The following is a 16,345-nucleotide window of genomic DNA, read 5'->3' as shown; positions in this document are numbered from 1 at the left end:
AGAATAGTGGAACACGGCACTACGAACGAGCAATCCGTAGTGCTCAGCTTTATATCTTCTGACATAGATACCGCACAAGGGCAGATTATATAGTGATACAATTATAGGATATTATAATCAAGATGATTTAAAGCATAAAAGAGAGGAAATGTTTAAGGAAGCACTACAAGCGCAAGCGGGGCCAGGAGTGTCAACAGACGAACAACACTTCCTACATAACTTTTGGGCGAGTTTATCTTTTGGTGGAGTCGCATTAATGGGTATAGGCCTTATTGGCGCTTTAAAAAATGAATTTAGGAAGGGTTGGAAAGCTTTTATTAAGAGCATGGGAACGTTGCCATTTACCGAATTCATTATTTTGAAGTCATCACCTAGAATTATAGCTAGTACACTGGTTAAAGTGGCTGGAATATATGCAAAAAAGTCTTCTACCAAGGGATTGTCCCTTGTGCTAAATTTATTAAAAAGCAAGGAATCGACAGAATACTAAAGGCTAAAGCTTTTGTAGCTAGATCTATGAACAAGAGTATAGCTGCGATTGGCAAAACCGGTAGACGCGTGATGAAATCGGTTAGAAGAACTGTAAGAAAGGTTTTTCCAAAAGTTAAAAAATCAATAGCAAAGGTACATGTAAAATTAAAGAAGAAGCTTAAGAGTGTAGTCAAGACCTTCCGAAAAACCAATAGCAAAATACGAGCCAAGGCTAAAAAAGCAACTTCAAAATTAAAGCGAACAATAAAACATATATTTAAAAGAGGGAGACACCGATAAGATGAAAAAATTATTAATAGCAATAGCATCAGTTGTGTTTGTATATACGAATTTTAACCCTAGTTACAACCTCAGGAAATACTCGGTGTATTATGCACACAACATGCCGCATAAGGAGGGGATACATCCTGAAATGGCAATGGCGTTAGAAAATATCAAGGCTATCTATACACCAGATAAAAAAGGAATAAAGTACGATTATGATGGGCTAGCGAAAGTGTATAACGAAAATAATAGGGTAAATGGAAATATCCCAGCGATTTCTGCTACTTATGATGACAATGGAGTGCAATATATGTATTTCAGAACGGACAATAAGTATTATATATGGGGAGATGATTTTTTCTTAAAAGGAATTTATGATCCCAATACAGCGAACATGGCGTCCGAGAAGATTGAAGGTGGTCAGGAAGCGTTATACAAGGAGGTTTATAAGAACTTCGGGTTCCTCGTAGAAGCCAACGTCAATCGCAAACCGCTAATCAACATGCAAAAGCGATTTAACGAGAAGTACTACAAACGATTCAACTGACAGTGAGAGGGGGTAAATATCAATGAATCAGAGAGATAGATTTATTATGATTACAATTTTTCAATGCTTATTACTAATACTGCTTTTAATTAAGTATAAATCACAATTTTACGCTATAAATTTTTTCCCTATCGCTACCATAGGTGTTTGTTTATGGGGAATTCTCGAGAAAAAAATAGTTTGTCAAAATATCCGGGCTATAGGACAAAAAGGGTGGGGACAAGACAAAATGTAAGGGAGCACAGATGATCTCACCGGTACATTTTGTCCGGCCTATAGCTTCTTTCAAAAAGATACAGACGCGGCAACCATTGAAATTTCAACGACTATCGCGATTTCTACCGACTCTTTTTGTCTTATTACTCCAAATTTTCAACGACCACAGCGAATTTATCAACTACTTTTGTCCTGTCGCCCCTCTTTGCCCTATCGATCAGCAAGAACAATCAACTTTTGCGAAACTGCCTGCCGCCATCCTATAAGCTCCGACAGCTGAGGTCCTGTCGAGTCTCGGTACGGAAGGCGGTAGAGGAATCAGATTTGCAAGAAACTAAATTGCTCTTGTGTACTCCTTGAGCCAAGCGAGCTCTGCCTCATTCATGTAAGGAGCAAGCTTCTCGTAGCACTCTCTGTGGTAGCTGTTGAGCCACTCCTTCTCCGCCCTGTTGAGCTCCTCCGGATCGATACCGTCGAGGTCGATCGGTACGAAGTTGAGGGTCTCGAAGTGCATGAACTGTCCGTACTTGTTCTTCTCACCCTCTACTGTGAGCAGATTATTCTCGATACGGATTCCGAACTCGCCCTCTTCGTAGATTCCCGGTTCATCGGTAACCACCATGCCCGCCTCAAACCGGTGGTGCTCATTCTTGGATGGCACGATGTACCAGCGAAATCCTGTTGGCGGCTCGTGAATACTGCCGAGGTAACCGAAGCCGTGTCCTGTACCGCACTGGAAGTCCAGGTTCATCTCCCAGATCGGCTGTCTGGCGAGGACATCGAGCGACCAGCCGTGGTTACCGTACAGGAAGTTGGCAGCTGACAGGTGTTGCATCGATCTGTATACTGCTGTGTAATATCTCTTCATCTGCTTGCTGATGGATCCGAGGATTGTGGTTCTGGTGATATCTGTCGAGCCCTCAAGATATCCGCCGCCAGTATCGCTGAGAAGCATCTGTCCGCCTTCGAGCACAACGTCTGACTCCGGTGTAGGCGAATAGTGCATCATCGCTGCGTGTGCGCCGAATGCATGAAGCGGCTCAAATGAATCTCTTATGTAGCCATCCTGTTCGCTGCGGAGTTCTGTCAGCTTCTCGGAAGCGCTGAGCTCTGTAATCTTCATCTTGTCGTAGTTGGTCTTAACCCAGTAAATGAACTTTGTGAGAGCCACGCTGTCCTTGAGCTCTGCGTTTTTGATGTTCTTGATCTCGACATCGTTCTTGATAGCCTTCATGAGAATTGTAGGGTTAGCACCCTCTACAACCTTGCATGGAAGGTTCCTGTACAGAGCGTAGTTCATCTTCATAGGGTCGATAAGCGCAACTGAGCTTGCGTCGATCTTCTTGGCATCCTCGTAGATCTCGTTGTACGGATGAACATTTACATTGTTCCCTGCCAGCATCTTGCGGAGCTCACCGTTGAGCTTCTTCTCATCCACATAGAGGTCTGCGCTGTCCTCTCTTACGATTACATACGAGAGAACCAGCGGAAAGAAATCGATGTCGTTGCCGCGCATATTCAGTAGCCAAGCTACATCATCCAGAGATGCGATTAGATGAACATTAGCACCTGCCTTCTTCATCTCCTCGCGAACTCTATTAAGCTTGCCGGCAGTGCTCTCACCGCTGTACTTCTCCTCGAGATACCAAGCCGACTCCTCGGAAAGCCCCGGCCTGTCCTTCCAAATTTCTGAAATTAGCGCCTGCTCATAGTCGATCTCGACAGCCTTGCCTCTAAGAGCCTCTTCATAGGCCTGTCCGTCCCCCATGGACAGAACTCTTCCGTCAAAGGCGACCTTACCGCCGTCCGGCACCTGCTGAGCAACCCATTCGACGGTTCCGGGTGTGTCATCGACGAACATCTTCATCAGCTCGACGCCGCTGCCGGCACACTCTGTCATAACCTGTGTAAAGTATCTGCCATCAGTCCACAGTCCTGCCCGATCCCCGGTGACTGCAACTGTTGCGTATGAGCCTGTAAATCCGGTTACGAAACGGATAGCCTTGAAGTGCTCTCCGACATACTCGCTCTGATGAAAGTCGGCCATAGGGATAACGTATGCATCGATTCCTCTCTCAGCCATAATCTGTCTCAGCTGAGCAATTCTCTCTGCTGCTTGTGTCATGATATCCTCCCAAACACGATGCGTGCCTAAAATTAATAATATCGGTTGTGAGTATTATAGCATTCCCGTGTGTCAAATAAACGATAGTCGACGCGCTCTTAATTCGAGCAAACTACATATTCTGTGTATTAACAGGGTGTTCCTAATGTCTCATGGAGGAGATCATCATAATGCACTTCACAGACGATTCTATGTACCCCTAAAGTGCTACTAATATCTCACCGGGAGAGAAATCATCATAATGTACTTCATAGATGTCCCCTCAGGGATAGCCTGTCTCGGTTTTCATAGATCAGTTGACAATGTCTATTGATAATATCTCGCATATGATAGATAATTTATATATGGTATTAGATATAATTATTGTGGTTATCTTCTTAATATGTGCACTGCGCGGCAAATCGCAGGGCTTCCTCGACTCGCTTGTCAGGCTTGCGGCCATCTCCGGCGGAGTCATCATCGGCATCCTGAACACAGATCGTCTCAGGTCGCTGCTCTTTGCGTTGCCTATTGACGACATCATGAAGCTCAAGCTCACCAAGAAGTTCAACGGGCAGGATATCGATTTGCTCAAATTCATCCCGAAAGTGCTGCGCACCAAGTTTGAAGACTTCGGTATCGACGGCATAACCACGACTGTTAATCGTTTTACAAACCTATCTATCACGATTATCTCGTTTTCGATTATAGTCGGGTTGGTGTGGTTTATCTCTATTCTGCTCCGACGCAGGATATTGAGTGGCAGGAAGCGCAAGAATCTGCTTGGAACTGTCGACTCAAGTGTGGGGCTGTTGTTCGGGGCTATCAAGGGCGCGATTCTCATATTTCTGCTATTGGCACTCATGTTCCCGTTTGCAACGCTGTTCGCCCCGGAACAGATCCATGCTCTCAACGAACAGCTCAACAACTCTTATATCGCCGGCTATCTCTACGATGTAAATCCGCTTATCTACTTCATGCATAAGCTATATATTTAACAAATCACTATGCAAAAGCATGACACAAAATAAACTATTGCTGTCATGCTTTTGTTCATTGATTGTGGTGTTTTGCTATGCTATATTTTGAGTGTATTCGATGCATTTAATCAAAACGCATTTTCACTTACACCCAAGGAGGTACTCTTGATGGATAAGAAAACACCCCTCTATGACACACACGTCAAATACGGTGGCAAGATTGTATCGTTCGGAGGCTTTGCGCTCCCTGTGCAGTATGAATCCGGTATCAAACAGGAGCACATGGCTGTTCGTACAGCATGCGGCCTGTTCGACGTGTCCCACATGGGCGAGATTATCGTCAGCGGTCCTAAGGCTGTCGATTTTCTCAACTATATTCTGACTAACGATTTCACAGATCTCAAGGTTGATCAGGCTAGATACAGCCCTATGTGCAACGAGCACGGCGGTACAGTCGATGACTTAATCGTATATAAGCGTGGCGAGAACGATTATTTTGTAGTCGTAAACGCCGGAAACAGAGACTCGGATTTCGCCTGGATGGTCGACCACAGGATTGACGGAGTCGAGCTGGTCAACGCATCCGAAGACTGGGGACAGCTGGCGCTGCAGGGACCAAAGGCCGAGGCGATATTGGCTAAGGTTGCAGATCCGGCGCTCATCCCTGCCGGATATTACACGGCTAACTTCGACGCGGAGATCAAAGGCATCCCATGCATTTTATCAAGAACCGGTTACACCGGTGAGGACGGCTTCGAGATATACATGGCAGCGGATAAGGCTGCAGATATCTGGGAGATACTAATTGAGGCCGGCAAAGACGACGGGCTGCTCCCATGCGGACTCGGAGCTCGCGATACACTGCGCATGGAGGCTGCTATGCCGCTCTACGGGCACGACATGAATGAGGATATCTCTCCTAAGGTTGCCGGATTGGGCTTCGCTATCAAGATGGACAAGCCGGACTTCATCGGTAAGGCCGCTATTGAAGCAGCTACGCCACTCAAGGTGAGAAGAGTCGGCATCAAGGTGACCGGTCGCGGCATCATCAGAGAAGAGTGCGATGTATACAGGGACGGCGAGAAGATCGGATACATCACATCCGGTACGTTCCTTCCTTACCTCGGCGGCTCATACGGGATGGCTATCGTGAATTCCGACAAGCGCGAGATCGGAGCAGCAGTTCAGGTAGACGTTCGTAGTCGCATGGTTGATGCGGAGATGGTAAAGCTTCCTTTCTATAAGAGGGAAAAATAATCGCATAGGGAGACACACTTCCGACGCGTCGGTACAGATCGAGAACCGAACCCGAATTTACAGGAACGAAGCTGTAATTGCAAAAACGGAGTCGTATTTGGTTGTATTTGCGAAAGGACAGCCATCTGTACATATCAAAATAAACACTTTATAGATAAACAACATATACAAAGGAGATTAAAAATGGCAGATTTAAAGTATTCAAAATCCCATGAGTGGGTTATGGAAGAAGGAGACCTATATGTTATCGGTATTTCCGATTATGCTCAGCACAGCCTCGGAGATATAGTGTTCATCAATCTTCCTGAGGTCGATGACGAGGTTACAGTCGGCGATGCATTTGGCGACATCGAGTCGGTAAAGGCCGTTTCCGATGTGCTGTCCCCGGTTACCGGAATCGTAGCTGAGATCAACGAGGAGCTTTTTGACGCACCTGAATCGATCAACGAGGATCCATACGGTGCTTGGCTCATCAAGGTTAAGGACGTAACCGAGACAGAGGAGCTTCTCTCCTCCGACGAATACGACGAGTTCGTAGAGTCAGAAGAGGCATAAAGCGTAGGCTTTCACCCTTTCACATAAGGAGGTTCAATTTGGGTACCTTTATTCCTAACACAAAAGACGAGCAGCTCCGCATGCTGTCTGACATCGGCTACAAGGATTGGGACGACCTGTTCAAGGACATTCCTGCCGACGCCAGAATCAAGGGCGAGCTGAACATACCTGCCGGCAAATCCGAGCTTGAGACGGCTCGACTCATGGAACAGATGGCTGGCAAAAACGTAGTGTACGATACTATTTTCCGCGGTGCCGGTGCTTACAACCACTATATTCCTGCCGCAGTCAACGCTGTAGTCAGCAAGGAGGAATTCATCACCGCATATACTCCTTACCAGGCTGAAATCAGCCAGGGCATACTTCAGTCCATATTCGAGTATCAGACGATGATATGCGAGCTGACCGGCATGGATGTGTCAAATGCTTCGCTGTATGACGGGGCTTCCGCAGCTGCCGAAGCATGCGCTATGACCAAGGACCGCAAGCGCAGCACCATCTACGTGTCAGATACTGTGGACAAGAGAGTTCTCGAGGTCATCAAGACATACTCATTCGGAAGAGAGACCGGTGTTAAGGTTGTACCTGCCTGCAAGGAAGGGGGAGCTACCGACACCGACGCTCTGAAAGCCGCACTGGCAGAAGACAAAGCGGCTGCGTGCTTCCTGATGCAGTACCCTAACTACTACGGCATAGTTGAAGATGCTGACGTGATCGCTGAAATCGTTCATGAAGCTGGCGCTCAGCTCATCATGAGCGTTAATCCAATCGCGCTGGGAGTGCTCAAGACTCCCGGTGAAATCGGCGCAGACGTAGTTTGCGGCGAGGGACAGCCTCTCGGGCTTGGTCTGGCTTACGGCGGGCCGTACCTGGGAATACTCGCTACAACTGCCAAGAACACACGCAAGATTGTGGGCCGACTCGTCGGCGAGACAGTTGATTCCCGAGGCGAACGTGGATTTGTGCTGACTCTCCAGGCTAGAGAACAGCACATCCGCAGAGAGAAGGCCAGCAGCAACGTTTGCTCCAACCAGGCTCTCTGTGCGCTCAAGGCCGGCGTGTACATGACCGCAGTCGGACCTGCCGGCATCAAACAGGTTGCGACGCTATGCTCATCTAAGGCGCATTATCTGGCAGCAGGTCTCACCGGTGCAGGCCTTGCGCTCAAGTATGACAGGCCATTCTTCCACGAATTCGTGACAGTTTGTGTTGACGCAGATGCTGTTCTAAAAGCTCTCTCTGACAAGGGTATACTCGGCGGACTGAAGCTCTCGGATACCGAGATACTCTGGTGCGCTACCGAGCTCAACACCAAAGAGCAGATGGATGAAGTTATCGAAATCGTCAAGGGGGTGAGCAGATAATGAAACTTATATTTGAAAGAAGTGTTCCCGGCAGAGGTCAGGACATATTCCCTGCCTGCGATGTAGATATCTCTCTGCCTGACGTACCTATGAGAGGCAGTGCGCCACATCTCCCTGAGGTGTCTGAGAGCGAGATGGGACGCCACTACACGGCTCTTGCCAAGGAGGCTCACGGAGTTAACGACGGATTCTATCCGCTCGGCTCCTGCACTATGAAGCACAACCCGAAGCTTGACGATGCGGTGGCTTCGCTCAAGGGTTTTATAGACATTCACCCTTTACAGCCTGTAGACACAGTCAAGGGTTGCACCGAGGTCATGGATACGCTTGAATCATACCTGTGCGAGATCACCGGTATGGATCACATGACATTCCAGCCGGCAGCCGGTTCGCAGGGCGAATTTACAGGACTGCTCCTCATCAAGGCATACCTGCATGACAAGGGACTGTTCGACAAGAATGAAATCCTGATTCCTGACTCAGCTCATGGGACCAACCCTGCCAGTGCTGCGATGGCAGGCTTCAAGGTTGTTGTTGTCAAGTCCGATGACCACGGCAGCATTGATATGGATGACTTCAGGTCTAAGATCGGCGACAAGACCGCAGGTCTGATGCTCACCAATCCTAACACTGTCGGAGTATTCGACGAAAATATATTTGAGATCACCAGACTCGTCCACGAGGCCGGCGGTCTCTGCTACTACGACGGCGCTAACCTCAACGCTGTAATCGGACTTGTGCGCCCGGGAGACATCGGGTTTGACGTAATCCACCTCAACCTGCACAAGACCTTCTCGACTCCTCACGGCGGTGGCGGACCGGGAAGCGGTCCATGCGGATGCAAGGATTTCCTCGGCCAGTTCCTGCCGGGACTCACAGTCAAGGATGGCAAATACGTTCGCGCCGAGAAGAGCATCGGAAACGTTACCGGCTTCTACGGCAACTTCCTGATCAGCCTGCGAGCGCTCGTATACCTGACATACATCGGTGGCGACGGCGTGCCTGAGCTGGCCCGCAACGCTGTGCTCAACGCCAACTACATGATGGAGAAGCTCAAGGATCTGTATCCGATGGCTTACGACCGCACCTGTATGCACGAGTTTGTAATGAGCCTCGAGAAATTCCACAAGGAGAACAATGTATCCGCACTTGACGTGGCAAAGGCACTCCTCGACTTCGGAATTCACCCACCTACGATGTACTTCCCACTCATCGTAAGCGAGGCTCTCATGGTTGAGCCTACCGAAACGGAGTCGCGTGAGACCCTCGACGAGGCGATTGCGGCATTTAGACAGATCTACGATTCGATCATCAGCTCGCCTGAGTCGGTATCGGCATCACCTGTCACAACCCCTATCCGCAGATTAGACGAGGTTAAAGCAGCTAGAGAGCCGGTTCTAAAGTTCGAATTCAAATAAATTCAAACAGCTTCGCGCCTTTGCACGTTCACGCAGGGCATGAGAGAAGAGACATAAGCCCTGACAGATCTTAGAGTACGCGTAAGTGCGACTGTCTGTCCGGGCTTGATTTAACTTAACACTATAGCAAGGAGCTACATCTACATGAATCTAAGATATACCGAAACAGATTGCACCAACCCGTTTATCAATCTCGCGACCGAGGAATACATGACCTTCCGTGCGACGGAGGGCGAGGTCACCATGTACCTGTGGCAGAACGCCAACACGGTCGTTATCGGCAAGAACCAGAACCCTTGGCGCGAGTGCAGAGTCGAATCGATGAAGGCAGGCGGCTGCAAGCTCGCCAGACGGATCTCCGGCGGCGGCGCAGTCTATCACGACCTCGGCAACCTGAATTTCACATTTATCGCCAGGGAGGACGAATACAACATACCTAAGCAGACAGAGGTCATACTCGAGGCTGTTCGCATCCTGGGTATAAATGCTGAAAAAACAGGTCGCAACGACCTCACTATCGACGGAATGAAGTTCTCCGGACACGCATACTACCGTAGCCACGGCTACTGCTACCATCACGGCACGATTATGTTTGACGTGGATCCGGCACCGCTGGGAGAATATCTCAACGTGTCTGCTGCCAAGCTCAAATCCAAGGGCGTAAAGTCAGTACGCTCCAGAGTTACCAACCTGATCGATCACAAGCCGGATATAACGCTCAAAGAGCTTAAGGATGCACTCTATGAGGCATTTGCCAAGGTGTATGCCGGCACTCCGGAGCGATTCGATACCCCGTCTCCTGACTCGAATACGGAGCTCAAGGCTCTAGTGGATAAATACTCCTCCGAGGACTGGAGGTATGGGCGCAAAATTCCGTTTACTACATCTATTACCGAGAGACTCGATTGGGGAGGAATTGACATTGAGCTGCAGGTCGAAGGCGGGTTTATCAAGGATTGCGGTCTGTATTCAGACTCGCTTGAAACTGCGGTTTTTGATGAGCTGAGAGACAAGCTGCTCGGCTGCAAATACAACAAGGCAGCGATGTCCACGCTCGTGGAGGGCATGCTGCCTTATGCACCCGCATCTAAAGAATATCAGATCTGCAGCGATATTACTGACCTGATTGCTGACGGAATTATGTAGTCCGTAATTGCGAACCTGAGTGTGGCGAATCGATTGCTGCAAGCATCGGTTACTGATGCTGATCGGTAAACGTGAAGCCGAGTGCGGCTCATAATCGCCCGCGCACGGTATATCTGCTGATAAATATGAATATGAAAAGAGGAATACATGACTGAATACAATTATGATCTGGTTGTCATCGGAGCCGGCCCCGGTGGATACGAGGCCGCCTTTGAAGCTGTTAAGTACGGTATGAAGGTCGCTGTAATTGAGAAGGATAAGGTCGGCGGCACCTGCCTCAACAGAGGCTGTGTGCCTACCAAAACCATCATGCGCTCGTCCGAGCTTGCGAAGGAAGAGAGAGAGGGCGACCGCATAGGCATTCGCGCGTCTGCCGTTGAGGTAGACCTCGACGCTGTTCGAGCACGCAAGGACGAAGTGCTTGATGTCCTACGCGAGGGCATAGAGGCGGGGCTGGCCAAGGCTAAGATCGATCTCATACATGGCCTCGCGCTGGTCAGGGATGAGCATACTGTGTCCTATACAGATGCGAAGACCGGTGAATCAAAGGAGGTTTCCTCCAAATTCATCCTTATCGCCACTGGCGGCAGTCCGTTTATCCCGCCTATCAGCGGCGCCGAGCTCGAGGGCGTAATGGACTCGACTGAGCTCCTCGAGCAGGGCGGTACGCCCTTTGATGATTTTGTAATCATCGGCGGCGGCGTTATCGGCGTTGAATTTGCCAATGTATATCATGGCTTCGGTTCTCATGTGACTATTGTAGAAGCCATGGACCGCTTGATCCCTACTGTTGATAAGGAATTGGCCCGCAGTCTGAAGATGAGCCTGCAAAAGGATGGAGTTGAGGTTCTGACCAAATGCCCTGTTGTCAGGATTGAGCAGGCGAAAGGAAGACTTGCGGTTGTCTACACTGATAAGGATGAAGAAAAATCGGTGCCTGCAGATGCTGTTCTGATGGCTGTAGGCAGGCGTTCAGATGTACCCGGCCTGCTGTCTGACGAGCTGCAGCATCTTGCAGGCGAGCGCGGCCGACTCGCCGTAGATGAGCACTATCGGTCGGCGAGCCCGAGCATATATGGCATCGGAGATGCAATCGGCGGCATTGAGCTGGCTCACACAGCGACGGCCGAGGGTCGCAATGCCGTCGCCCACATGAACGGAGCAGAGCCGCCAATCCGCATGGACACAGTCCCAACCTGCATCTACTCGATGCCGGAGATTGCGTCGGTCGGCATCTCCGCGGACGAGGCCAAGTCACAGGGGCTTGCCGTGATAACCAAGAAATACGCTATGGGAGCCAACGGCAAGACCGTCATCGAAGACCTCGGCCGCGGCTACATCAAGCTGATAGCCGATGCCGACAGCCATATATTGCTCGGCGCACAGCTCATGTGCGGCCGCGCTACCGATCTGGTAGGCGAATTGGCGCTGGCAATTTCCAACAAGCTGACACTCGAAGACATATCTTCCACAATCCATCCGCATCCAACCTTTGTGGAAGCGATAGCAGAAGCAGCCAGATAATATCAGCTGCCCAATTATCTCGGAATAAGCTTCAGCAAGTGCGTTAGCTCATACTTCTCCATATTTATACGAGGCAACGACACGAGATAGAGTCGTACAAATAAATACATAAGTTGAAAATCGTTTGCCATGATATGTGGCAAACGATTTTTTATCATTATGCTAAAACCTCCTCAAAACCATTCTGCGGAACTGCTCTTTACATTACCTTATAGAATATCTACCAAATATATTTAACTGTCCCAACCTTTTTCATTAAATATATATTCCTTTATTCTAAATAGGCTATATAGAGGAATACTCCACTGATGAGTTCTATCAACATAGGTATCGCCTATATTCTTTAACGATGTCTTGAATGCTATCTCCGGTTTAAATCTACTGCAAAATAAATTTAAGCTTTTTGCTTTTGTATTTTCCGCAGATTTTACTTCAATTGGAACTAAAAGTCCTTCATAATCAGTTAGAAAATCAACTTCAGCATCAGCCTTTGTTCTCCAAAAATAGCATTTCATTCCCATTGAAACTAGTTGTGTCATCACATAATTCTCTGTTATTGCACCTTTGAAATGTATGAAATTTGAATCCCCGTCCAATACAGTCCTATAATTAAGATTCGATTTTCTCCGTAGCAAACCCACGTCAGACATATATAATTTAAAATATGTTGCATCTGCCATACCGGAAAGCGGTAGCTGCGGATTGTTCACTAAATGCAAACGATACACTAATCCTGAATTTACCAACCACTGCAGCGAAGCCTCAAGATCTTTCGCTCTCGCACCCTTTTTTACATGGGAAAAAACAAATTTATTGTTCTCTTTTGCAATCTGCGTGGGTATAGAATCCCATATTTGTTTCGTTCGATTTGCCTCGGTGTATGAAGCATATTTGCCAAAATCATCGGGATAATCCCTCAAAATTCTATCTTGAATCATTTCTGCTTCTTGATAATTATGTGTTTCGCTCCAAGCACTTACCGCTTCAGGCATTCCTCCAACTATGTAATAGTTTTTCAAGTGTCTCTCTAAAGGAATAGTATATAGAGCAGGAAGTTCCCTTTCCAACGGCATACTGTGCAATCCTTTAATCAAGCTTTCTCCACCATCTGCTGTAACAAATTCGGAAAAGCTCATTGGGAACATCTCTAAACGATCAACCTTACCAACGGGGAAAGAAATCCCCTCGTGCTTTAGTGCAATACCAAGGAGGGAACCTGCTGCAACTAAGTGAAGTTCCGGCATATTTTCACAAAAGTATTTTAAAGACGAAATCGCCCTCGGGCATGCCTGGATTTCATCAAATATCAGCAAAGTTTCTCCGGGCGTTATCTTTCCGCTTGTATTCACAATTTCAAGTTCTCTGATAATTCTCTTTATATCAAAGTCATAGTCAAATACTGATTGTAGTCCGGTATTTCCATCAAAATTGAAATACATGTGTTCTATAAATTCATTTTTTGCAAATTCTTTAATAATATATGTTTTCCCGCATTGCCTCACACCTGTTATTATCAATGGTTTTCTATTTTGTTTTTCTTTCCATTGAACAAGCTCTGCCATAATCTCTCGTTTCATAACACACCTCCGACAAAATTATTATATATTTTATCGATCGAATAATCAATTAATTGCACGTTTTTTCAACCGAATAATTGTTTTACTATATATTTTTTAGACTGAATAATCGCGTTATATTGTTTTTGTCTATGATTCTTTACCAAACCCTTGCCTTCGGCTGTATCCTTCCCGCCACCGGGCGGATTCGAGACTTTCACCCGTTAGAACGTGCACTCGCCGGGCGCACCACCACCTCAAAAGGCGCCCACCGATTGACTCGGTAGGCGCCTTCCTTAGCCCCATACATAGTTACACACCCTGCTTTTCTTTCAACCCATTATTAAGTCTGCTTGTTTACTTATACTATTTATTGCATATTTGACTATAGATTAGATAAGGCTCTTTACGAAAGCTACAACCTCTCCCATATCAGCCGTCGGCTCGAATCTTGCAACAACGTTTCCATCTCTATCTACAACGAACTTGGTGAAGTTCCACTTGATGTTAGCGTTGTTTCTGAAGTCAGGATCCCCCATTGCCACAAATTCCTCGAACTTCTCCTTATCAGGGAACTCGCCGAAGCCCTCAAAGCCCTTCCGGCTCTTGAGGAAGGTGTACAGCGGAAGTTCATTCTCACCGTTTACATCCGACTTCTTCATCTGAGGGAAGGTTGTGTTGTAATGAAGTGTGCAGAACTCGTGGATCTCCTCATCGGAGCCCGGAGCCTGTCCACCGAACTGGTTGCAAGGAATATCAACGATTTCCAGTCCGGAATCGTGAAGCTCCCTGTACATGCTCTCCAGCGGCTCATACTGTGGAGTGAATCCGCAGCCGGTTGCCGTATTAACGATTACCATTACCTTTCCCTTGTTGTCAGCCAGGTTCAGCTCGCTGCCGTCAGGTCTTGCTACTTTGAAATCATAAATGTTAGCCATCTCAAATCCTCCTGTGAATATCTCTTATGTAAATAACAAATTTCAGCTTCTATTTTGAACAATTCAATTTTATCATATCTAATTGCGTTGTCAACACCTTTTCTGAAAAAATATTCCCTCGTAACTTCTTTGCTACAAATATTTCTTCTGCTGTCAGATTTTCGCATCCTACTCTCTCGCTCTCAATCATACTTAATCATAATTGTAGCTTCAAAAGCTCGCGTCAAATCCCCGATTTTAATTACGACGGTTCCACTTGCTATTACCGCATTCACTCCGTCGCACTATCCCGCTGGTCCTAAGCCAACTCCTTCACACAGCATACCGGCGAGCAGATAAGTATTTATAATTTCTATATGTTTCAAGATCCTATACACTGATTCAATACCAGTTGTTCGACCGTCACTGATATAATCTTATCAGTATATTTTAACTTATTTATGGAGGTAAAAAATGGCTGATTATCGTAAAATGTGGGAAGATCTCGGCATGGATGTTGAGAACCACGATGTGCTATGTAGCGTTCTCCCCGGAGCTATTGGAGATGTGTTCCTTTCTCAGGAAAACAGACCTGAAAGCATGGATTACTTCGACATGGTTCTTGCTGATGTTCACGGAATTCGTCCGGCTGAGCTCGTCGAATTCAGGAAGCAGGGCGGCAAGGTATTTGGAACCTTCTGCACATACGTTCCTGATGAAATTATCTTTGCGGGCAACGGAATAGCAACCGGACTCTGCGCCGGCTCGCAGTTCTGGGTTCCCGGTGGAGAGAAGTATTTGCCGGCAAATACATGTCCGCTGATCAAGGCTATGCTCGGCGCGAGATTTGACAGGACATGTCCATTCTACAGGCTTGCTGACATCTACATCGGCGAGAATACATGTGACGGCAAGAAGAAGGCGTACGAGATCCTCGGCACGGACGTTCCTATGCATATCATGGATTTGCCACAGATGAAGAGAGACAAGGACATCGCTAAATGGGCTTACGAATGTCATGACCTGCTCGAGATGGTTGAGAGGGAGACAGGCAACAAGATTACTCCTGAGAAGCTCGCTGAGAATATCCGGAAGATCAACGCTAAGCGTGCCGCGCTCAAGAGACTGTACGACCTGCGCAAGAACAAAAACGTTCCTATCAGCGGAACTGACACTCTTCTCATCTCCCAGATTGCTTACTACGACGACCCTGCGAGATTTACAACCATGGTCAACAAGCTGTGCGATGAGCTCGAGAAGAGAGTTGCAGATGGCGTTTCTGTATTCCCTTCAGGAACTAAACGCATCATGATTTCCGGAACGCCTATGGCAATTCCTAACTGGAAGATGCATAATCTAATAGAGACTTCCGGCGCAGCTGTTGTCTGTGAGGAAACATGTACCGGAACTCGCTACTTTGAAAATTTCGTAGATGAGTCCGGCGAGACTATCGATGAGATGGTTGGAAACATCGCAGATCGTTACATGAAGATCAACTGCGCATGCTTCACACCTAACACGGGTCGCTTTGATGATATAATCAGACTTGCTAAGGAATACGAAGTAGACGCGGTAATTGACGTTAACCTGAAGTTCTGCCAGACATACGACATCGAGGGATACCTCCTGGAGGATAGGCTCAAGGAAGCCGGAATCCCGGTACTCGGCATCGAAACTGACTATACTGACAGCGATGCACAGCAGCTCAAGACTCGTATTGAGGCATTTATCGAGGTTCTAGGCTAAATGCTCCACTATTACATTTTGTTTGACAATCACACCGATGCTATGGCGATGTATCGTGCTATCAAAGACAGCTCACATTACGCGCAGATCAGCCCGACTCCCAGGGAGCTGAGCGTTTGCTGCGGTGTATCTCTGCTTATCAAGGAGGAAGATATTTCCTTTATAGAGGAGTTAGCTGCGTCGGAGAACCTGCGCTACATATCGATAAGCGGACTCAACAACGAGTTCAACAACAACCGGCACAGGTACGGTTAGACAA

14 protein-coding genes are annotated in these 16,345 nt (G+C 47.5%); 11 read left to right on the top strand and 3 right to left on the bottom strand.

Annotated elements, in window-relative coordinates; genetic code table 11:
- Positions 1-148: 148 nt before the first annotated feature.
- Complete coding sequence (locus HMPREF0581_RS03715; protein ID WP_036380538.1) at positions 149-490, top strand: hypothetical protein; 342 nt, start codon at positions 149-151, stop codon at positions 488-490.
- 282 nt (positions 491-772) lie between these two features.
- On the top strand, positions 773-1,303 hold the full coding sequence (locus HMPREF0581_RS03705; protein ID WP_036380536.1) for a hypothetical protein: 531 nt from the start codon (positions 773-775) through the stop codon (positions 1,301-1,303).
- A 550-nt stretch (positions 1,304-1,853) separates the two neighbouring features.
- Here the strand turns inward: HMPREF0581_RS03705 and HMPREF0581_RS03695 are convergent.
- The gene (locus tag HMPREF0581_RS03695; RefSeq protein WP_036380532.1) at positions 1,854-3,644 is read right to left on the bottom strand and encodes an aminopeptidase P family N-terminal domain-containing protein; all 1,791 of its coding nucleotides are present in this window, start codon (positions 3,642-3,644) and stop codon (positions 1,854-1,856) included.
- Between the two features lie 344 nt (positions 3,645-3,988).
- Here HMPREF0581_RS03695 and HMPREF0581_RS03690 point away from each other — a divergent pair, with 344 nt between their 5' ends.
- The 7 genes from HMPREF0581_RS03690 to lpdA all read left to right on the top strand — a co-directional run bounded on the left by HMPREF0581_RS03690 (position 3,989) and on the right by lpdA (position 11,867).
- On the top strand, positions 3,989-4,621 hold the full coding sequence (locus HMPREF0581_RS03690; RefSeq protein ID WP_169731142.1) for a CvpA family protein: 633 nt from the start codon (positions 3,989-3,991) through the stop codon (positions 4,619-4,621).
- Positions 4,622-4,771: 150 nt separating this feature from the next.
- Positions 4,772-5,860, top strand: a complete 1,089-nt coding sequence (gene gcvT, locus HMPREF0581_RS03685) for a glycine cleavage system aminomethyltransferase GcvT (RefSeq protein ID WP_009643514.1) — start codon at positions 4,772-4,774, stop codon at positions 5,858-5,860.
- A gap of 183 nt (positions 5,861-6,043) precedes the next feature.
- Positions 6,044-6,415 carry a glycine cleavage system protein GcvH gene (gene gcvH / locus HMPREF0581_RS03680; RefSeq protein ID WP_009643439.1) on the top strand — a complete coding sequence of 124 codons (372 nt, stop codon included), beginning with the start codon at positions 6,044-6,046 and terminating at the stop codon, positions 6,413-6,415.
- A 38-nt stretch (positions 6,416-6,453) separates the two neighbouring features.
- Positions 6,454-7,779, top strand: a complete 1,326-nt coding sequence (gcvPA, locus tag HMPREF0581_RS03675) for an aminomethyl-transferring glycine dehydrogenase subunit GcvPA (RefSeq protein ID WP_009643373.1) — start codon at positions 6,454-6,456, stop codon at positions 7,777-7,779.
- Complete coding sequence (gene gcvPB / locus HMPREF0581_RS03670; RefSeq protein ID WP_009643422.1) at positions 7,779-9,197, top strand: aminomethyl-transferring glycine dehydrogenase subunit GcvPB; 1,419 nt, start codon at positions 7,779-7,781, stop codon at positions 9,195-9,197. Before gcvPA ends, gcvPB begins: the two co-directional genes overlap by 1 nt.
- A gap of 144 nt (positions 9,198-9,341) precedes the next feature.
- On the top strand, positions 9,342-10,343 hold the full coding sequence (locus tag HMPREF0581_RS03665) for a lipoate--protein ligase (RefSeq protein WP_009643503.1): 1,002 nt from the start codon (positions 9,342-9,344) through the stop codon (positions 10,341-10,343).
- Between the two features lie 147 nt (positions 10,344-10,490).
- On the top strand, positions 10,491-11,867 hold the full coding sequence (gene lpdA / locus HMPREF0581_RS03660; RefSeq protein WP_036380528.1) for a dihydrolipoyl dehydrogenase: 1,377 nt from the start codon (positions 10,491-10,493) through the stop codon (positions 11,865-11,867).
- 233 nt (positions 11,868-12,100) lie between these two features.
- Here the strand turns inward: lpdA and HMPREF0581_RS03655 are convergent, their stop codons facing one another.
- Both HMPREF0581_RS03655 and HMPREF0581_RS03650 read right to left on the bottom strand, forming a co-directional pair.
- Entirely contained in the window at positions 12,101-13,444 is a 1,344-nt protein-coding gene (locus HMPREF0581_RS03655) for an ATP-binding protein (protein ID WP_036380526.1), read from the bottom strand.
- 371 nt (positions 13,445-13,815) lie between these two features.
- Complete coding sequence (locus HMPREF0581_RS03650) at positions 13,816-14,361, bottom strand: glutathione peroxidase (protein ID WP_009643487.1); 546 nt, start codon at positions 14,359-14,361, stop codon at positions 13,816-13,818.
- 453 nt (positions 14,362-14,814) lie between these two features.
- On the opposite strand from HMPREF0581_RS03650, the gene HMPREF0581_RS03640 reads away from it, so the two are divergent.
- Positions 14,815-16,086: a double-cubane-cluster-containing anaerobic reductase gene (locus HMPREF0581_RS03640; protein WP_036380522.1), complete on the top strand. Its 1,272-nt coding sequence runs from the start codon at positions 14,815-14,817 to the stop codon at positions 16,084-16,086.
- Complete coding sequence (locus tag HMPREF0581_RS03635) at positions 16,087-16,341, top strand: DUF3343 domain-containing protein (protein ID WP_036380520.1); 255 nt, start codon at positions 16,087-16,089, stop codon at positions 16,339-16,341.
- Positions 16,342-16,345 lie beyond the last annotated feature (4 nt).

It is taken from the genome of Mogibacterium timidum ATCC 33093, from assembly GCF_000525775.1.
GTDB lineage: Bacteria > Bacillota > Clostridia > Peptostreptococcales > Anaerovoracaceae > Mogibacterium > Mogibacterium timidum.
This window is presented reverse-complemented; position numbering and strand designations above follow the sequence as displayed.